The organism is Sphingomonas sp. HF-S4 (assembly GCF_032911445.1).
GTDB classification, from domain to species: domain Bacteria; phylum Pseudomonadota; class Alphaproteobacteria; order Sphingomonadales; family Sphingomonadaceae; genus Sphingomonas; species Sphingomonas agrestis.
In genome coordinates this window covers 803,148-821,358 of record NZ_JAWJEJ010000002.1, presented here as the reverse complement: position 1 = coordinate 821,358, position 18,211 = coordinate 803,148, and the positions used below count along the sequence as shown (strand labels likewise).

At 66.4% G+C, this 18,211-nt stretch carries 24 protein-coding genes; 11 read left to right on the top strand and 13 right to left on the bottom strand.

What is annotated here, in order from left to right; all coding sequences use genetic code 11:
- Position 1 precedes the first annotated feature (1 nt).
- The 3 genes from RZN05_RS19900 (at position 2) to RZN05_RS19890 (ending at position 1,826) form a co-directional block, all read left to right on the top strand.
- Positions 2-379 (top strand): DUF6157 family protein, encoded by a 378-nt coding sequence (locus tag RZN05_RS19900; RefSeq protein ID WP_317228420.1) that lies wholly within the window; start codon positions 2-4, stop codon positions 377-379.
- A 90-nt stretch (positions 380-469) separates the two neighbouring features.
- Entirely contained in the window at positions 470-1,459 is a 990-nt protein-coding gene (locus tag RZN05_RS19895) for an eCIS core domain-containing protein (protein ID WP_317228419.1), read from the top strand.
- A complete protein-coding gene (locus RZN05_RS19890; protein WP_317228418.1) occupies positions 1,449-1,826 on the top strand; it encodes a hypothetical protein in 378 nt (125 codons plus the stop codon). Before RZN05_RS19895 ends, RZN05_RS19890 begins: the two co-directional genes overlap by 11 nt.
- On the opposite strand, the gene RZN05_RS19885 is transcribed toward RZN05_RS19890, so the two are convergent.
- The 4 genes from RZN05_RS19885 to RZN05_RS19870 form a co-directional block, all read right to left on the bottom strand.
- Positions 1,823-2,704: an alpha/beta fold hydrolase gene (locus RZN05_RS19885; protein WP_317228417.1), complete on the bottom strand. Its 882-nt coding sequence runs from the start codon at positions 2,702-2,704 to the stop codon at positions 1,823-1,825. The two genes, RZN05_RS19890 and RZN05_RS19885, sit on opposite strands and share 4 nt — an antisense overlap.
- A 112-nt stretch (positions 2,705-2,816) precedes the next feature.
- Entirely contained in the window at positions 2,817-3,716 is a 900-nt protein-coding gene (locus tag RZN05_RS19880) for a pirin family protein (protein WP_317228416.1), read from the bottom strand.
- Between the two features lie 80 nt (positions 3,717-3,796).
- Complete coding sequence (locus tag RZN05_RS19875; protein ID WP_317228415.1) at positions 3,797-4,498, bottom strand: glutathione S-transferase; 702 nt, start codon at positions 4,496-4,498, stop codon at positions 3,797-3,799.
- Positions 4,499-4,500: 2 nt separating this feature from the next.
- Positions 4,501-4,785: a BolA family protein gene (locus tag RZN05_RS19870; protein ID WP_317228414.1), complete on the bottom strand. Its 285-nt coding sequence runs from the start codon at positions 4,783-4,785 to the stop codon at positions 4,501-4,503.
- Between the two features lie 36 nt (positions 4,786-4,821).
- Between RZN05_RS19870 and RZN05_RS19865 the strand changes: the two genes are divergently transcribed.
- Positions 4,822-5,439: a J domain-containing protein gene (locus RZN05_RS19865; RefSeq protein WP_317228413.1), complete on the top strand. Its 618-nt coding sequence runs from the start codon at positions 4,822-4,824 to the stop codon at positions 5,437-5,439.
- Between the two features lie 27 nt (positions 5,440-5,466).
- Here RZN05_RS19865 and RZN05_RS19860 read toward each other — a convergent pair whose 3' ends face one another.
- From RZN05_RS19860 to RZN05_RS19815, 9 genes are read right to left on the bottom strand one after another with little or no spacing between them, the layout of a single operon-like run.
- Positions 5,467-6,129: a dihydrofolate reductase family protein gene (locus RZN05_RS19860; protein ID WP_317228412.1), complete on the bottom strand. Its 663-nt coding sequence runs from the start codon at positions 6,127-6,129 to the stop codon at positions 5,467-5,469.
- Positions 6,130-6,139: 10 nt separating this feature from the next.
- Positions 6,140-6,784 (bottom strand): glutathione S-transferase family protein, encoded by a 645-nt coding sequence (locus RZN05_RS19855; protein WP_449619004.1) that lies wholly within the window; start codon positions 6,782-6,784, stop codon positions 6,140-6,142.
- On the bottom strand, positions 6,784-7,557 hold the full coding sequence (locus RZN05_RS19850; RefSeq protein WP_317228411.1) for a VOC family protein: 774 nt from the start codon (positions 7,555-7,557) through the stop codon (positions 6,784-6,786). The genes RZN05_RS19855 and RZN05_RS19850 overlap by 1 nt, the downstream gene beginning before the upstream one ends.
- A gap of 14 nt (positions 7,558-7,571) precedes the next feature.
- On the bottom strand, positions 7,572-8,297 hold the full coding sequence (locus tag RZN05_RS20715) for a DUF1428 domain-containing protein (RefSeq protein WP_449619003.1): 726 nt from the start codon (positions 8,295-8,297) through the stop codon (positions 7,572-7,574).
- A 16-nt stretch (positions 8,298-8,313) separates the two neighbouring features.
- A complete protein-coding gene (locus RZN05_RS19835) occupies positions 8,314-8,967 on the bottom strand; it encodes a glutathione S-transferase family protein (RefSeq protein ID WP_317228410.1) in 654 nt (217 codons plus the stop codon).
- A 10-nt stretch (positions 8,968-8,977) separates the two neighbouring features.
- Complete coding sequence (locus RZN05_RS19830) at positions 8,978-9,460, bottom strand: VOC family protein (protein ID WP_317228409.1); 483 nt, start codon at positions 9,458-9,460, stop codon at positions 8,978-8,980.
- Positions 9,461-9,481: 21 nt separating this feature from the next.
- Positions 9,482-9,712 (bottom strand): DUF4287 domain-containing protein, encoded by a 231-nt coding sequence (locus RZN05_RS19825; protein WP_317228408.1) that lies wholly within the window; start codon positions 9,710-9,712, stop codon positions 9,482-9,484.
- A gap of 10 nt (positions 9,713-9,722) precedes the next feature.
- On the bottom strand, positions 9,723-10,163 hold the full coding sequence (locus RZN05_RS19820; protein ID WP_317228407.1) for a VOC family protein: 441 nt from the start codon (positions 10,161-10,163) through the stop codon (positions 9,723-9,725).
- A gap of 10 nt (positions 10,164-10,173) precedes the next feature.
- Positions 10,174-10,884 (bottom strand): DUF899 family protein, encoded by a 711-nt coding sequence (locus RZN05_RS19815; RefSeq protein WP_317228406.1) that lies wholly within the window; start codon positions 10,882-10,884, stop codon positions 10,174-10,176.
- Positions 10,885-10,958: 74 nt separating this feature from the next.
- Between RZN05_RS19815 and RZN05_RS19810 the strand changes: the two genes are divergently transcribed.
- The 7 genes from RZN05_RS19810 (at position 10,959) to RZN05_RS19780 (ending at position 18,043) form a co-directional block, all read left to right on the top strand.
- Positions 10,959-11,654 carry a winged helix-turn-helix transcriptional regulator gene (locus RZN05_RS19810; RefSeq protein ID WP_317228405.1) on the top strand — a complete coding sequence of 232 codons (696 nt, stop codon included), beginning with the start codon at positions 10,959-10,961 and terminating at the stop codon, positions 11,652-11,654.
- A gap of 79 nt (positions 11,655-11,733) precedes the next feature.
- Positions 11,734-12,738 (top strand): cobaltochelatase subunit CobS, encoded by a 1,005-nt coding sequence (cobS, locus tag RZN05_RS19805; RefSeq protein ID WP_317228404.1) that lies wholly within the window; start codon positions 11,734-11,736, stop codon positions 12,736-12,738.
- Positions 12,739-12,787: 49 nt separating this feature from the next.
- Positions 12,788-13,063, top strand: a complete 276-nt coding sequence (locus RZN05_RS19800; protein WP_317228403.1) for a type II toxin-antitoxin system Phd/YefM family antitoxin — start codon at positions 12,788-12,790, stop codon at positions 13,061-13,063.
- Positions 13,063-13,449, top strand: a complete 387-nt coding sequence (locus tag RZN05_RS19795; protein ID WP_317228402.1) for a type II toxin-antitoxin system VapC family toxin — start codon at positions 13,063-13,065, stop codon at positions 13,447-13,449. Before RZN05_RS19800 ends, RZN05_RS19795 begins: the two co-directional genes overlap by 1 nt.
- On the top strand, positions 13,449-15,275 hold the full coding sequence (gene cobT, locus RZN05_RS19790; protein WP_317228401.1) for a cobaltochelatase subunit CobT: 1,827 nt from the start codon (positions 13,449-13,451) through the stop codon (positions 15,273-15,275). Before RZN05_RS19795 ends, cobT begins: the two co-directional genes overlap by 1 nt.
- Complete coding sequence (locus RZN05_RS19785; RefSeq protein WP_317228400.1) at positions 15,272-15,526, top strand: ribbon-helix-helix domain-containing protein; 255 nt, start codon at positions 15,272-15,274, stop codon at positions 15,524-15,526. Before cobT ends, RZN05_RS19785 begins: the two co-directional genes overlap by 4 nt.
- A 105-nt stretch (positions 15,527-15,631) precedes the next feature.
- A complete protein-coding gene (locus tag RZN05_RS19780; RefSeq protein ID WP_317228399.1) occupies positions 15,632-18,043 on the top strand; it encodes a TonB-dependent receptor in 2,412 nt (803 codons plus the stop codon).
- Positions 18,044-18,211 lie beyond the last annotated feature (168 nt).

Here is an 18,211-nt window from a genome sequence, read left to right as displayed (position 1 = left end):
CATGCACACGACCAACTATCGCGACACGCTGATCACGCCCTCGCCCGATTCGCCGGTGTCGCAGGGCACGATCCCCGAAAAGCCGGGCACGATCGCCACGGTCCAGCACGGCCTGCTGGCCGAACCCTATGCGATGACCAGCGACGACCTGCTCTACGAGACCCACCGCGCGCGCGGCGGGGTCAAGAGCCGCGACGACTTCTTCGCCAAGCCCCAGGCGTGCCTGCGCGCCTCGCCTTTGGTCAAGCAGTTCGGCTGGGGTGTGCACCACGACGGCGAAGGCCGGATCGCGCTGCTCGATCCGCAGAGCACGGACTATCGCAGGCTGCTAGACGATGACGCAGTCAAGAAGGCGCCGGGAATGCGCAGCAAGCGCTAGGGCCGCACTGCCCCGTAGTCGGACCGACTATTGGTTACGCCGATCATCGGGAGCATTGCTTCGTGCTGGGGCACGACGAGGAGCTTTCTGATGTTGGCCGTCGAAAACACTGGCGCAAACCTGTCGAGCGGAGCGACCGCGCCCGCCAGCCCGCCGCTCCCGACCGACGCGCAAGGCCGGACGGACGTCAACGCGCTCGGCGTCGAGATCGCGGCGCTGGCCCAGACCGATGCCGGCGCGGCCGCCCAGCGCTATGACCAGGCATCGGCGGCGCTCACGCCGGTCGAGCAAGGCGAGTTGCTGCGCTCGATGCCGGTCACTGCGGCGTTCGGCGGCTGGGATATCCCCGGCGTTCCGGACCTGCCCGACTTGCCCAGCCTGCCGAGCTTTCCCGGGTTGCCCAGCTTGCCCGGGCTGCCCGATCTTCCCAGCCTGCCCCACCTGCCCAATCCGATCGATTTGGCGCGGCGCGGTATCCAGGAATTGCGCGAGGCAGCCGATGCGATCGGCGACAAGCTGCGTTCGCTGCCGCACAAGGCGGCCGACGCGCTGGCCGATTCGATGCGCGGTGACAAGGCACGGACGCTCACCCCCGCCGAACGCACCGCGATCGCTGCGGCCTATGGCGACAGGGTCGATCTCGACAAGGTCCGCATCGTCGACGGCCCCGGCGATTCGCCGGCCGCGCACGCTGCCTTCAAGATCGGGGGCAATCCCGCGATCACGATCGGCAACACCATCTATCTCGACAGCGCGCATTATTCGGGCGACCTCGGTCAGCCCGGCGCCGAGCGCGCGCTGCTCATCCACGAGTTCAGCCACGTCGTGCAGTATAAGGAGCTCGGCTACGGCTCGTTTGCGAGCAAATATGCCAACGACCTGAAGGAGCATGACTTCGACCGCAACGAAGTCTACCGCTACGACCAGCGGGACACGACCTATGCGCAAGAAACCATCGAAGGGCAGGCGGAAATGGTCGGCGACTATGCGCGCCTCCGCGGATCGACGCTGCCCCAGGACCAGGCGACGATTCGCGATCTCGAACAGCGCCTCGCCGGCACCGGGATCTATGGCCTATAGGGCACCGGTTCGGATACTCGCAGGACTGGTCTGCCTGGCGCTGGCGGGATGCCAGGAAGGCGCAGAGCTGCGCGTGACGCAGGATGATCGCGGCGTATCGTTTTCGCTGGCGCCCGACACGGATACGCAGCGCTGCATCGACGCGGTGACGGTGTATCCCAAGACGCCTGACGATGCCGCCCCGCTCTGGGACATCAGCCGCGATCGTAGCGTGAAGGGATGCACCACCCAGTTGCGCTACGGTGAGCTTCCAGCCGGTTTCGGCGCGCGCCAGCCTGCTGCGACGTTGCCACCGGGCGCGGCCTATCGCGTAATGGTCTCGGGCGTCGGTTTCAGCGCCGCGGCGCAATTCACGCGTACGCCCTAGGATCGCTTGCCCAGCCACCCGCGGATCGCGGCGGTTACCGCCTCGGGCTTTTCCCACGGCACGAAATGCCCGCCGTCTTCGATCCGGACCACCGTCAGATCGGGCACATAGGCTTCCAGCGCGAGTTGCACCGGCAGCAGCGCCTTGTCGCGCATTCCCCATATCACCAAAGTCGGCTGGGTGACCGGCGGGAACGGCGCGTCGAGCCAGACCGGACGCTCGGTGCCGTCCTCGGGGATGACGATCGCCGAGGCGCGATACCAGTTGAGCATCGCCGTCATCGCCCCGGGCTGGCCCCATTCGTCGAGATACGCCGCCTTGTCCTCGCCCGCGACCGCACTGACCAGATGCTGGGTGAAGGTCGAGGCGAAGAACTTCTCCAGCCCCGCCCCGACCAGCCCCTGGTCGATCCGCGTGTCGCGGAACCGGCTGATATACCGGCTGGCCTCGCGCTGCGCGGGATCGTCGAACAGCGAGCGCTGGAAGACCAAAGGATGCGGCGCGTTGACGATGATCAGCCGCGCGATACGCTGCGGGTTCTGCAGCGCGGCCATCCACGCGATCGCCCCGCCCCAGTCATGCCCCACCAGCGTGAAGCGATCGATCCCGAGATGATCGGCGAGCGCGAGCAGGTCGGCGACGGGTTTGTCGGGCGTGTAGTTCGCGACGCCCTCTGGCTTCGACGAGCGCGCAAACCCGCGCTGGTCGGGGGCGACGACATAATGATCCCTGGTCAGCTCGGGGATCTGGTGGCGCCAGGTCCGATGCGATTCGGGGAAGCCGTGGAGCAGGAACACCGGCGGATTGGCCGGATCGCCCGCGATCACGACGTCGAGTTCGACGCCGGTTGCCAGTGCAATACGTTGGAGTTCCGTCACGTCCCCCTCCCGCTCACGGGAGGGGTTTAGGGAAGGGCCGGCCTCCCGCCTCCCAGCGATGGAAGAAGGTCATGCCCTCCCCCAACCCCTCCCGCAAGCGGGAGGGGAGCATTTACGGATAGCTCACCGTCTTGGGCACCTCGGGGATCGGGATCCATTCCTTGTCGTCGCCGGGCACCTTGGGGAAATTCCCCGCTGTCCAGTCTTGCTTGGCCTGGTTGATCCGGTCGCGGCTCGAAGAGACGAAGTTCCACCACACGTGCCGCGGCGTCTTGAACGCCTCCCCGCCGCACAGCATCACGCGCGCGCCGCGTTCCGAGCGCAGGGTCGCGGCGATGCCGGGGCGCAGCACGTAGAGCGTCATCGGGATCAGCGGCAGCCCGTCGAGGCTCGCCTCACCCATCGACACATAGAGCGCGCGCTCGTCGGCGCTCGGATCGATCGGGATCGACCCGCCGGCGGTGAGCGCGATATCGGCATAGATGGTCTGGGCATAGGTCGTGGTCGGCGCGGTGGCGCCCCACAGCTCGCCCATCACGACGCGCGCCGTCGCCCCCTTGGCCTCGATCACCGGCAGGTCGGCTGCGGTGACGTGCTCGAAGGCGGGATCGATTTCCTCGTCGCGCTCGGGCAGCGCGAGCCAGGTCTGGATGCCAGACAGCTCGGGGCCCACGATGCGCTCGGCCGAGGGCGAGCGCTCCGAATGGACGATCCCGTGGCCGGCAGTCATCAGGTTGACGGCGCCCGGCTCGATCGTCGCGAAGGTGCCGAGCGAATCGCGGTGATCGAGCGACCCGGCGTAGAGATAAGTCACCGTGGCGAGGTTGATATGCGGGTGCGGCCGCACGTCGATCCCCGTGCCGACGTCGAGCCGCGCTGGGCCCATCTGGTCGAAGAAGATGAATGGTCCCACCATCGTCCGCGGCCGCGAGGGCAGCGTCCGGTGCACCTTGAACCCACCCAGATCGTGGGTGACGGGCTCGATCGTCATCGTGATCAGGTCTTCGCGCATGCTGTCCCTCCGTTTCCTCACCGGACTAACCGCTCGGCGGGGCCCAGGACAGCCACCGATCGGAAAGTCAGGGTTTCCGATCAGTCGGCGTCGAGCTCGGGATAGTGGCGGAAGATACCCTGCTCGTTGAACCCGATCCGCCGGTCGCTCGCGCAATAGTCGTGGATTCCGGGAAGTTGCGCCACCTTGTCGCGGATCGCGAGCAGCTTGGGATAGTCGCGCTCGATCGCCTTCATCCGCCGCGGGAACATGTAGCGCAGTCCCTCGATCAGCTGGAACAGCGAGGTGTCGCCATAGCTCCACGCGTCGCCCGCCAGCCAGTCGCCCGCCACCGAGCGCTCGAACCAGCCGAGGAACTTGGGCATCCGCTCTTCGCGGAATTCCTTCGCGAAGCGCGCCGCTTCGGGCTTCTGGTCCTCGTAATAGAGCCCGGTGCCCACCGGATGATGCACCTGGTGCACCTCGGCGACGAAATCGGCGATGGTGAGTTGGACTTCGTGCAGCCAGCGCCGCGCCGCTTCGTCCCGGGGCGCAATGCCATGCCGGTCGCCCAGATAGAGCAGGATGTTGGCAACCTGCGCGATCACCTGTTCGCCGGTATCGAGATAGGGCGGTGCGAAGGGCGGGCGATCGCTCCGCGCCTTCATGTCGGCGATCAGCGCCTCGCTACCGCGCTCGCGCGCCATGTCGACATAGGCGATCCTGCCCGCCTCCATCGCCAGCCGGACGAACTCGCCCCGGCCCTGGATTTCCGCCCAATACCAGAGCTTGTACGCCGTCATGCTTATTCTCCCGGTGCGCGTGCCCGAATCGCCAGCGCATGGATGCGGCCGGTGAGCAGATCGGCGAGCGCGGTGTTGACCAATCGCTGTCGCGCAACGCGCGACTGGCCGACAAAGGCCTCGCTCTCGATCACCACGGTCCAGTGCGATTCGCCGGTGCCGTCGTCGCCGAGATGACCGCTATGCTGGTGGCTGTCGTTGATCACGTCGAGCGTCGTCGGAGCGAGCGCGGCGATGAGACGGGCAGCGATGATATCGGCGAGTCCGCCGCTGGAAGGGTCGGTCATCGCGCCTATATACCCCGTTTGCTCAAGGGAGGTAGCGTGGCTGACGCTCAGCCGAAAAAGGATCGACCCAATGCCCGTTTCCACGGGCGAGTGGAGGCGGAGGGCCGCTTGTGCGCCGAGCCGGGCTGCGGCGAGCCGGGCGAATTCCGCGCGCCGCTGCTCGAAGGTGCCTATCGCAGCGGCGACGGACCGCCGCCGTTCCGCTGGCTGTGCCTCGATCACGTCCGCGCGTTCAATTCGGGGTATAATTTCTTCGCGGGGATGAGCCCCGACGAGATCCACGACGCGCAGCGCCCGCTCGCCGGCTGGGAGCGCGAGACGCGCGCGTTCAACGCCAGCGGCGGCGCCGACCGGCCCCCGCGCTGGGCCGACTTCGCCGACCCGCTCGACGCGATCGGCGCGCGCTTCCGCGATCGGATGAAGGACACGGCCGAGCGCAAGGACGGAAGGCCGCTCTCGGGCAAGGACCGCGAAGCACTGAAGGTGCTCGACCTGGCGGTCGACGCCGACCGCACGGCGCTGCGCAAGCGCTATTCGGAACTGGTGCGGAAATTCCACCCCGACCGCAACGGCGGCGACCGCAGCCACGAGACGCGGCTGCAGCGGGTGATCGAGGCGTACCAGCAGCTCAAGAGCGCCCCGGCATTTGCTTAGAATTCCCTCTCCCGATGGGAGAGGGAGTTAACCCTCCGCCTCCCATTTCTCCCGCCGTGCCAACTCCTCCGGCGTCGGCGTTTCCATTGCAAACGAACCCGTCTCGATCGCCCCCGCCGGCTCATACGTCCCCATCGCCATGCCGTTAACCGTCACGCGATGCTCGATCAGCCGCCAGCGGCCCGCCGGCGTAGCTTCGCCGAACAACCGCTTGCCGTGGCCCAACAACATCGGCGCGGTCATCACCACCAGCCGGTCGACCAGCCCGCGTTCGAGCAACTGCGGATAGAGCGTCGAGCTGCCCTGGATCACCAGGTTCGGCCCCGCCCCGTCCTTGATCCGCGCAACATCTTCCACGCTCTCCAACCGCTCGCTGCCCTTCCAGCGGAGATCGACATCGTCACTGCGGCTCAGCACATATTTGCGGTTGTCGCGGAAGATCGCGCCGATCTGGTCGTCCTCCGCCACGAACGGCCAGTGCGCGGCGAAAATCTCATAGGTCCGCCGCCCCAGCAGCAGATCGAACGGCTGGCCGAACAGCGTGTCGACCTGGTTGCCCAGCCCTTCGTCGAAGATCTGGGTGAGCCAGCCGCCATGAGAGAAGCCGCCGGTCGGATCCTCCTCGGGGCCGCCCGGTGCCTGCATCACGCCGTCGAGCGAGACGAACGCGCCGCCGATGATCTTACGCATGGTTACTCCTTCAATCTCTTTCGGGCGCGCCGAGCGGGAAATAGGATCGGTAGGGCCGCGCCTCGTCGATCGCGCGCGCCACCGAAGGACGGGCGAGCAGGCGGGCGCGATAGGCGCGAAGGCTGATCAGCGCCTCGGGAATCGGATCGACCCAGTCGGCGTAGAAGAGCGACGGCGCGGCGGCGCAGTCGGCGAGCGAGAAATCGCCCGAAGCCCATTCGCGCCCCGACATCCACTGATCTAGCCAGGCATAGGCCTTTTGCAGCGCCGCCTTGGCCTCCGCGACTTCCACGGAATCGTGCCGCTCGGGCCCGCGGATCGCATCGACCACCACGCGCGTCATCTGGTTCATGACATGGTTGTCCAAGATGCGATCGAGCATCCGCACCTCCAGCGCCGCGTCGCCCCCGGGGATGAAGGCGACCGGCCCAGGATGGAAGCGCTGGAGATGCTCAATGATGATGCTCGATTCCATCACCGGCTTGCCGTCGTCGACCAGCAGCGGGAACTTGCCGATCGGCCAGAGCCGGGCGAATTCGGCGGGGTTACCCGGCTCCTCGAGCGAGCGATACGTGAACGACGTGTCGTTCTCGTAGAGCGGGATCAGCACCTTCCAGCAATAGGACGAGAAGGGGTGTGCGTAGAGTTCGAGCATCAGCGCGAGCCGACCACGCCGAACGCGGCACCCTGCGGATCCTTGGCATAGATAACGAAGTCTCCGCCCGGAACCTCATGCGGCCCGTCCACGACGGCACCGCCATTCGCTTCGATCCGCTCCTTGGCCTCGTCGATCCCGCCGACGCGGAAGAAGTAGTTCCAGTGCGGGGGCTTGCCGCCCTGCACCTTCATCACGGCGCCGATCACCCCGCCGTCGTGGCTGAGGAAGGTATAGTCGCCCATCGGACCCATCGGCATCGCGCCGTCCTTGATCCAGCCGAACTGCTCGCCGTAGAAAGCGAGCGCGGCCTGGTCGTCGCTGGTCTGGAGCTCGTTCCATTCGCCATGCCCAGGCGCCATGCGCTTGAACGCCGTGCTCGCCTCGGGGCTGGCACCCTTCATCACATAGAAGGGCACACCCTGTGGATCGGTGACCATTGCCATCCGCCCGACGCCTTCCATCGTGGTCGGCGGCATCTGGATGCTGCCGCCCGCCGCCGCGATCTTCGCGGCTGCGGCATCGACGTCGTCCACGCCGACATAGCTGAACCAGCGCGGCTCGGGCGGCGCGCCTTCGGGGATCTGCATCATCCCCGCGACGCCTTGCCCGTCAGGGGCGGCGTAGACCTGATAGCCGCCGCTGCCGTCAGTGGTGCTGCCGGGCGTCTCTCCGCGCTGCCAGCCGATCACCTTCGCGTAGAAGACGCCCGCCGCATCGGGATCGCCGGTGATCAGTTCGTACCAGATCGGTGTTCCGTGAGGGTTGGTCATCGTGTCTCTCCCGCTCAGCCGAGTTTCTCGTCGAGGATCGGCACGAAGCCACCCCACATCATCCGCTTGCCGTCGAAGGGCATGTCGTTGCCCGGCTGCATCTCCGGATCGGCCATGATCTTCTCCCAGGTGGCGTCGCGGGTCGGCTTGTCGGGCCATTCGATCCACGAATAGACGACGTTTTCGTTCTCCTCGCGCAGCGTCGCTCGGGTGTAATCGGTGACCTTGCCCTCGGGGATGTCGGCGGCCCAGGTCTCGACGACGCGCAGCGCGCCATGCTTCTCGAACATCCCCGCGGCCTTCCGGGCCATCGCGAGATAGGCGTCCTTCTTCGCATCCGGCACCGCGACGACGAAGCCGTCGACATAGCCCGGCGTGCCGCCCGCCCCCTGATCGAGGATCGAATCGAAGCTGGCATAGACCATCCGGCGGGCGTCGAACGGCATGTTCTTCATCATCTCGGCGGTCCTGGGATCGTTCGCCATCTTCTCGCCCGCGGCCTTGCCGGTCGCGGCATCGGGATATTCGATCCAGCTGAACAGCACGGTCTCGTCGGGCTTGAGCTGCACCGATTGCTTGAGATCGTTGACCTTGCCGTCGGGCACGTCGTCGCCCCAAGCCTCGATCATCCGCGTGGCGCCGAGGTTGCGGAACAGGTCGGCGGCCTCCGCGGCGTGCTTGCGGTACGCTTCCTTGTTGGCGGTCGGGACCGGGGTCAGGAACCCATCGACATAAGGCATCGTCTCTCTCCTCGGATTACGCCGCGACCGGCTCGGGCCGGAAGTCGGCAAGCTGCGCGGCAATCGCGCGTTCGAATGCGGGGCGCGCGGTGCCCCGCGCGACATAGTCGGCGAGCCGCGGGCGGCTCGACATCAGGTCCGCGTGATCGGCACCGCGCAGCACCGTGACCATCGCGATGTCGGCAACGCCGAACGCCTCGCCCAGCCACTCGCGGTCGCCGAGCGCGTCGGCCAGACCGTCGAGCCGCTTGCCGGTATCCCGGACCAGGCTCGACTTGCGCAGCTTCGCCCAATCCTCGTCCTTCGAGAATATCTCGACATTTGCCAGCTCGAACAGCCAGGGCTCGACGCTGTTGAGCGCGGCGAACAGCCAGGCGATCGCAGTCGCCCGCCGCTGCGGATCGCGTGGCAGCAGCCGTTCGTCCTTTTCGGCGAGGTGGAGCAGGATCGCGCCGCTCTCGAACAATTGGACGCCGCCATCGTGGAGCACCGGCACCTGCCCCCAGGGCTGCTCGCACAGATAGTCGGCGGGCTTGGGGGGCATCGGGCTGATCAGCCGCGTCGTGTAGGGCAGCCCGAGTTCCTCGCACGCCCAGCGCGGGCGGAGGTCGCGGACGAAACCGCGGGCGAAGTCGGGGACCCAGTTGAATGCCGTGATCTCGATTGTCATGACGCCCTCCTCAGCCCGCGGCCGCGGCTTCGATCGCGGCGATGTCGATCTTCTTCATCGCCATCATCGCCTCCATCACCCGCTTGCCCGCGGCACAATCGGGGTTTTCCAGCCCGAGCGCGATCAACTGCCTGGGGGTGACCTGCCAGTTGACCCCCCATTTGTCCTTGCACCAGCCGCACTGCGATTCGGCCCCGCCATTGCCGACGATCGCGTTCCAGAAGCGGTCGGTCTCTTCCTGGTCGTCGGTGTGGATCGTGAAGCTCACCGCCTCGGTCTGCGGGAAGATCGGCCCGCCGTTCAGCCCGATGAACTTCTGCCCCATCAGTTCGAACCCGACGACGATAACGTCGCCCGCCTTTTGCGAAGGCGTGTCCGCAGGGGTCCGCTGGACGCTGGTGATGCGACCGCCGGGGAACAGCCCGACATAGAAGTTCGCGGCTTCCTCGGCGGTGTAGTTATACCAGATGCAGGTGGTGATCTGCTTGTCCATGATACTCTCCTGTCGATCGGATCAGGCGTCGCCTTCCTTCTTGCTGCCCTTGAGCAGCGCGACGATCGCCATTGCGTGGCCGTGGCCGAGCCCGAACCGGTCCTTGAGGTCGGCGACGACACCGCCGACCTTGATGTCCGGCCGCAACACGCCCTCGGCCAGCCAATCCTTGTCTGCGGCATAGGCACGAAAGTCGGCGGGGCTCCTGCCGGTCTTCGCCTCGATATTGGTCAAATAGGCCTGGAAGGACATCGTGCGCTCCTCAGGCCGGCTCGTGCGCCGGGCCCTCGGGGAAGGCCGCCATCGCTGCTTCCAGGTCCATGAACATCGGCTCGAAGACATGGCCGTCTGGATCCTCGAACGTGCGGCCGTACATGAAGCCCATGTCCTGTTTGGGCCCGACATCGGCCTTGCCGCCCGCCGCCACGGCAGCGTCGACGATCGCGTCGACTGCCTCGCGGCTGTCGCGCGAGATGCAGATCAGCACTTCGGTGGCTGCATGCGCGTCGGCAATCGCCTTGGGGGTGAAGGTCTGGAAAAATTCCTCGGCGAGGATCATGAACACGATCTCCTCCGAAAGCTGCATCGCGCTGGCGTTCTCGTTGCTGAAGCGCGGATCCTTGGTGCAGCCGATTGCCTCGTAGAAGACGGTCGATTTGGCGACGTCCTTCACCGGCAGGTTGACGAAGATCATCTGCGGCATCGTTCTTCTCCTAAGCGTTCGGGTAGGTGAGCGACGGATACCATTCAGCACCGCGCCCCTCGGGGGTGAAGTCGAGAATCGTCCAGAGCGGCATCAGATCGGGCGCGCCGCGCGGATCCTGGCCGGGATCGGCGCTGGTGTCGTCCATCTCGCCGGCCCAGAAGAAGCGGATCGTGCCGCCGCGTCGTGTGAACACCAGCAGCTGCGGTATCTCGCCGGCATCGGGGACGATCGCATTGTAATCGCGGCTGAAGTCGCCGCTCGGGTCCGAATAGAGCGGCAAGTCGCGCCAGCCGCGCTCGGCGGCGAACGCCTCGAGTTTGTCGAGCGGCGACCGTGCCGTCACGGCGAGCGCGACGCGCTGCTGGATGTCGCGCGCCTCGCCTTCCCAGGCCGACAGCAGCGACGTGCACATCGGGCACGGCCGTTCGCGCTCGGGCCCGAACATCCATGTGTAGACAACCAGCGTTTCCTTGTCGCCGAACAGCTCGGCGAGCGTCACCGGCCCTTCGACACCTTCGAACCAATAGTCGCCGACAACCGGCCCCGGCGGCAGCGCCCGGCGCCGCTCGGCCACGCGCTCGATCTGCCGGCGCAACGCAATTTCCTCGGCGAGCAGGGCGGTACGCGCGGCCCGGTACTCGGCGCTTTCACCCGGCCAGCGCGACTTGGCGCGCGCCGCGAGCACCTCGGGCGGAGCCAGCATCGTTTCGACCGTCATGCAAACCTCCGCTTTGCGTGTGTCGCGAATCGCTTTCTTGATCTGGATGCCCGACGCGGTTATAAAAAACAACTATGGAGTCACAAAAAATAACCACCGGTGATCTCAGCCAGATGCGCCGCTGGTATCGGGACGCCTGCGGTACGGCGCTTGCGATGGATCTGGTAGGCGAGCGATGGACGCTGCTGATCGTGCGCGAATTGCTGCTCGGGCCGAGGCGCTTTGGCGAGGTCCGCAATGCACTCGAGGGGCTGAGCGCCAACATCCTGACCCAGCGCCTGGAGGGCATGGAGCGCGCCGGCATCCTGCGCCGCCGCGCGCTGCCCTCGCCCGTTAACGCCCAGGTCTATGAGCTTACCAAATGGGGCCGCGCACTCGAAGAGCCGATCTTCGCGCTGAGCCGCTGGGCGGCGGGCTCGCCCGCACACGATGTGACGTTGCCGCTCAGCAACACCGCCTTCATGCTCTCGCTGCGCACGATGATGGACAATCGCACCGACCCCGACTTCGCGCCCGATCTCGGCTTCCGCATCGGCGGCGAGCCGTTCCGCGCGCAGATCGCGAATGGGCGCCTCGATATCGAGCGCCGCGATCCGGAGGGCGCCGAGGTCGTGTTCGCGGGCGAGCCGCTCAAGCTCGCCTGGACCTTCTACGGCCCAATCCCCCTGGCCGAGTCGATCCGCGAAGGCCGCGTCGCGGTCACTGGTGACCTCGGCACCGGGCAGCGCTTCGTCGACATGTTTGGGCTGCCCAGGTTCGAGAACGACTGAACATCCGTCGTTGCGGTGCGGCAAGCGAGGGACTAACTCGAAGGCCAACGCCGCGCCCGCGGACACCAGGAAGAGCGCCATGGCCGACATCCCCAACACCCAGCCCGACAGCCGCGAGACGACGATTCTCGACGCCCCCGACAAGACGATCAGCGTGCGCGACGTGTTCGGCATCGACATCGATATGGAAGTCCCCGCGTTCAGTGAGGCCGACGAGCGCGTGCCCGATCTCGATCCCGCTTATGTCTTCGATGCCGATACCACGCTCGCGGTTCTGGCAGGCTTCGCGCACAATCGCCGCGTGATGATCCAGGGCTATCACGGCACCGGCAAGTCGACGCACATCGAACAGGTCGCCGCGCGCCTCAACTGGCCGTGCATCCGCATCAACCTCGACGCGCATATCAGCCGCATCGACTTGATCGGCCGCGACGCGATCGTGCTCAAGGACGGCCAGCAGGTCACCGAATTCCGCGAAGGCCTGCTCCCCTGGGCGATCCAGACCCCGACTGCCTTGGTCTTCGACGAGTACGACGCCGGACGCCCGGACGTGATGTTCGTGATCCAGCGCGTGCTCGAAACCGAGGGCAAGCTGACGCTGCTCGACCAGAACCGCGTGATCCGCCCCAACCCCTGGTTCCGCCTGTTCGCCACCGCCAACACGGTGGGCCTCGGCGACACCAGCGGGCTCTATCACGGCACCCAGCAGATCAACCAGGGCCAGATGGACCGCTGGAACGTGGTGGTGACGCTCAACTACCTCCCCGCCGCGGTCGAGGCGCAGATCGTCCTCGCCAAGTCGGGCGAATACGACCAGCCCGACGGCAAGCAGACCGTCGAGAACATGGTCCGCGTCGCCGATCTCACCCGGAAGGGCTTCATCAACGGCGACATCTCGACAGTGATGTCGCCGCGCACGGTGATCACCTGGGCGCAGAACGCGCTGATCTTCAAGGATGTCGGCTTCGCCTTCCGCCTCTCGTTCCTCAACAAGTGCGACGAGGCCGAGCGCGCGCAGGTCGCCGAATATTATCAGCGCGTGTTCGGCAAGGATCTGCCCGAGAGCGTGGTCGGCAAGGCTTGAGATCGCGGCAGCGGTGGACTAACTTGCCTAGTCCACCTTGGAGGTAGCGATGGCCGAAGCCGATCCGCGCAACTTCGTGAACGTCCACGACGCCAAGACCAATTTTTCGAGGCTGCTCGACCGGGCGCATGCCGGGGAGGAGATCGTGCTGGCCAAGGCGGGCATTCCCTACGCCAAGCTTGTTCCGTTCAACGAGCCGGACAAGCCGAAGCGCAGGCCCGGTCGCTGGCCCGAATTGCGCAACATTCCTGACTCGGTCTGGTTCGATCCGCTTGGCGAGGACGAACTGGCCGCTTGGGAAGGAAAATATTCGGGCGCGGATTGATGCAGGTCCTGGTCGATACACATGCGTTGATGTGGTGGTGGGCGAACGACGCTCGCCTGTCTCAGCCCGCGCGCGCCGTCCTCGAAGACGATGCGAACACCGTCTATGCGAGCGCAGCGTCGGCCCTGGAGATGTCCATCAAGGTGCGCCTGGGCAAGCTGCCGGAGATGACCGACAAGATCGACCGTTTTGAACAGGGAGTGCGCGAAGACGGGTTTCATCTTCTCCCCATTCGGCATGATCATGCGGTGAGGGCCGGCCTGATGCCGGGTGATCATCGTGACCCGTTCGATCGCGTGCTTGCCGCGCAAGGCTTGATCGACGAACTCGTCGTCCTCACGCGCGACCGCGAAATCGCCGCGTTCGGCTGTAAGGTGCTTTGGTAATGGCTGTCGATTCCCCCCTCGAACGGTTGCGCAACGTCCTGGGCGGCACCGCGCGCGCGCTGTCGGGCGAGGCCGAGGCCGAGCTCAGCTTCACCTCCGAAGCGCCGCGGCAGGACGGCAAGAGCATCAAGGTGCCGATGCCCTCGCGCACCTTGCCGCTCGAGCAGATCGCGGAAGCGCGCGGCTTCGCCGACAGTTTCGCGCTGCGCATGCGCCACCACGACACCGCGATCCACCAGCGCGGCGCACCGAAAGAGCCGGTGGCGCGCGCCGTATTCGACGCAGTCGAGAGCGCCCGCGTGGAAGCGCTGGGGTCGCGCGGTTATGCCGGGATCGCCGACAATCTCGAGCATTCGCTGGCGCTGCGCCTGCGCTCGGATCCCATCTCGCGCGCGCGCAACCGCGAGGAAGTGCCGCTGTCGACGGCGCTCGGCCTCATGGTCCGCGAGCGGCTGACCGGACGCGAGGCCCCCGCCAGTGCGGCGATGGGCATGGCGCTGATCCGCGACTGGATCGAGGAGCGCGCCGGCGAGGATCTCGACGCGCTTGCGTTGACGATCGACGACCAGAAGGCGTTCGCCAGCCTCGCGACCAAGCTGCTCCAGGATCTCGAACTGATCGAAGGCGAGATGATCCCGGACGAGGCCGACGAAGGCGGCGGCGACGATGAGGGCACCGACGACCAGGACGAGCAGACCGACGAGGACGGCGAGAGCGAAGCCCAGCAGGGCGAAGGCCAGGTCGAGGCGCGCGGCGAGCAGCGCGAGTCCGACGAAAGCGAGCAGGGCGAGGACAGCCAGTCCGAGATGATGGACGATGGCGACGGCGAGCCCGGCGACGAAGGCGAGGAAGGCATGATGCCCAACCGCCCCAACCGCCCGTGGAGTGACTTGCCGCCGCAGTTCGAATATCGCCCTTACACGACCCAGTTCGACGAAGTGATCGCCGCGACCGAACTGTGCGATGCCGAGGAGCTCGATCGCCTCCGCTCGTATCTCGACCAGCAGCTCGTCCATCTGCAGGGCGCGGTGACCAAGCTCGCCAACCGGCTCCAGCGCCGGCTGATGGCGCAGCAGAACCGCAGCTGGGATTTCGACCAGGACGAGGGGCTGCTCGACGCGGCGCGGCTGGCGCGCGTCGTGGTCAATCCGATGCAGTCGCTGTCGTACAAGATCGAGCGCGACACCGAATTCCGCGACACCGTCGTCACCTTGCTCATCGACAATTCGGGATCGATGCGCGGGCGGCCGATCTCGATCGCCGCGATCAGCGCCGACATCATGGCGCGCACGCTCGAGCGCGTCGGCGTCAAGACCGAGATCCTCGGCTTCACCACCCGCGCGTGGAAGGGCGGACAGGCACGCGAGAAATGGCTCGCCGAGGGCCGCCCCACCCAGCCCGGCCGGCTCAACGACATCCGCCACATCGTCTACAAGCAGGCCGACGAGCCGTGGCGCCGCGCCAAGCGCAGCCTGGGGCTGATGATGCGCGAGGGGCTGCTCAAGGAGAATATCGATGGCGAGGCGCTGCTGTGGGCGCATGGCCGAATGATCGGGCGGCCCGAGGAGCGCAAGATCCTGATGGTGATCTCGGACGGTGCGCCGGTCGACGATTCCACGCTCTCGGTGAACAGCGGCTCGTACCTCGAACGCCATCTGCGCCAGGTGATCAACTGGATCGAGACGCGCTCGCCGGTCGAGCTGGTGGCGATCGGCATCGGCCACGACGTCACCCGCTACTATCAGCGCGCCGTGACGATCATGGACGCCGAGCAGCTCGCCGGCACGATGGTCGAGCAATTGGCCGCCTTGTTCGACAGCGAATGAAGGTCGATCCGCCTCAGGGCGGGTTCCGCGGCCCGGTCAAAAGATCGGTCACCATCGCCGGGCACCAGACCTCGATCAGCCTGGAACCGATCTTCTGGGACGCGCTGGAGGCGGCAGCAGCGGCCCGCGCGCTGCCGCTGAGCGCGCTGATCGCCGCGATCGACCATGCCCGCATCCAGGGCGACACGCCCCCGAACCTCGCCAGCGCGCTGCGCACCTGGCTGCTTGCCGCCTACGCAGTGCCTCGCTGAACCCGCAACATTTTGCGACAACGTTGCAAACCGCTCGCAATATCATTGACTCTGCGACTGACTCGCAATAGCTGCCCCCGTAACAACAACAGGGGGATTTCCGTGATGCGTTCGACGCCTGCCGCTTCGCCGGCCTTTCTCGCGCTTGCGTGCGTGGGGTTCATTGCGTCCGCACCCGCCAGCGCCGCCGACGACAAGGACAAGCCCGCCCTCGCCGACGCGCTGCAGCAGGAAGCCGGCGGCCAGGCAAGCACGGCGCAGGAACGCGAAGCGATCATCGTCACCGGCCAGGCCTATCAGCCGCACCAGCAAAGCCCCAAGGCGACGCGCACCGTCCGCGACACGCCCCAGACCGTCACCGTGATCACCGCCGAGACGATCGAGCAGCAGAATTTGCTCACCCTGCGCGACATGCTCTCCACCGTCCCCGGCATCACCTTCGGCGCGGCCGAGGGCGGCAGCCCGCCCGCCGATGCGATTACCCTGCGCGGGTATTCGGCAGGCAGCGACATCACCCAGGACGGCGTGCGCGACAGCGCAGCCTATAGCCGCTCGGATTCGTTCAACCTCGAGCAGCTCGAGATCGTCAACGGCGCCAATTCGGTCTCCAGCGGGTCGGGCTCGGTCGGTGGCTCGATCAACCTCGTCACCAAGCGCCCGCTCGCCGAGACGCGGGGACTCGTCACGGCCGGTATCGGCACCGACAATTATTATCGGGGCACCGTGGATCTCAATCTGCGCGCCAGCGAGCTGATCGGCCTGCGCCTCAACGCGATGGTCCACCGGAACGACGTGCCCGGGCGCGACGTCGAGGATTACAGGCGCTGGGGCGTCGCGCCCGCCGTCACGATCGGCGTGGGCAGCCCGACCAAGCTCACGCTGCAATATCTCCACCAGGAGGACGACAACATCCCGCAATATGGCGTGCCGTATTTCATCAACGCGGTGAACGACGGCGAAGTCCCGGGTGTCGATCGCAGTTCCTATTACGGCTATCGCAACGTCGATACGCAGGAGATCACGGTCGATCAGGCAACGATCACGTTCGAGCACGAGCTGAACAGCAATTTCTCGCTGCGCAATCTCGCCCGCTGGCAGAACGTGACGCAGCTGACCATCGTCGGTCCGCCGCAGGGCACCTATTGCCTGGCCACCAATGTCCAGCCGACCGGCGCTGCCTGCCCGGCGACCACGCCGCCCGGCTACTATCTCATCGGCGGCCCGCGCGGCACCTATCGCGATTCGAAGAACCAGCTGATGTACGACCAGTTCGATCTGCGCGGCGTGTTCAACACCGGCGGGATCGAGCACACCCTGGTGGCGGGCGCTTCGGCGACGTGGGAGAAGTACAATCTGACCAACGGCAGCGTGTACCGCAACGCCAACACGACGACGCTGCCCTATCCGCTGATCAATATCGCCAATCCGAACGAAGTGATCGCGGGGCCCGCCGGCTTCAATTACGGCAGCAACGTCTGGACCGGCCCGGTCAATCCGACGCCAACCGGCCGCCAGCAAGGCGAAGTCACCAATTACGCGCTGTATCTGTTCGACGCGATGAAGATCGGCAAGTTCGAGCTCAACGGCGGCGTGCGCTGGGAATCGAACAGCGGCAATTATCGCACCGATGCGCTGGCTTCGGCCGCGACCCTGACCACGCCGCAGGGGCCGATCATCATCGGCCCGACGCTACGCAACAAGGCCAAGCTGTTCTCCTATCGCGTCGGGCTGGTCTACAAGCCGGTCGAGGAGCTCACGCTCTACGTAGCGCACGGCAATTCGCGCACGCCCTCGATCAGCGCGGTCAACGGCGCATGCACCGCGCTCACCTGCAACGTGAAGCCCGAAAGCGCCAAGAATTACGAAGCCGGCGTCAAGGCCGAAGTCGCCAACGGCAAGCTGCTGCTGAGCGCGGCGCTGTTCCGCAACGAGCGCGACAGCTACCGCGTGCCGTCGAACGACGTCACCATACCCGACCAGGTGCTCGACGGTGCGTCGCGCGTCGACGGCGTCGCGGTGAGCGCGGTGGGCAAGATCACCCCGCGCTGGTCGGTGACGGCGAACTACACCTATCTCAAGCCGAAGCTGCTCCAGTCGGTTTCGGACTTCTGCCTGGCCAATCCGAGCGCAGCGTGCGCAAACAGCGCGTCGGTGCGCGATCCGGCGGCGGGTGCCGAGCTTCAGAACACGCCCAAGCATTCGGGGAGCCTGTTCACCTCGTACGAGCTGCCCTTCGGACTGACGCTCGGCTATGCGGCAACCTATCAGGGCAGCTTCGCACTCAACCTGCCCGCGCTGGCGGCCCCCGGCGGTTCGACGCTGACGCCGGTGTACCGCTCGCACGACTATCTTGTCCATTCGGCAGTGGCGACCTTCCAGGTCAACGAGCAGATCAAGGCGCAGCTCAACGTCAAGAACTTCACCGACAAGGTCTATTACACCCGCGTCCGCAACAATGGCTGGGCCACTCCCGGCGACGGCCGCGCGGCGATCCTGTCGCTTACCTACGGCTTCTGAGAAAAGGGGGAGGCGCGGGCGGCGGACCTACCCCCCCAGCGGGTCCGCCGTCCGCGCCTTTAATTGATCTGGGCCAGGAATTGCGGCAGCCAAAGCGGGTACACTGTTCGCGGCTGCCGCTTATTTCCAGGGGGGCGGCAGCCACCCGCCCGCAATCGAAGGCCACTC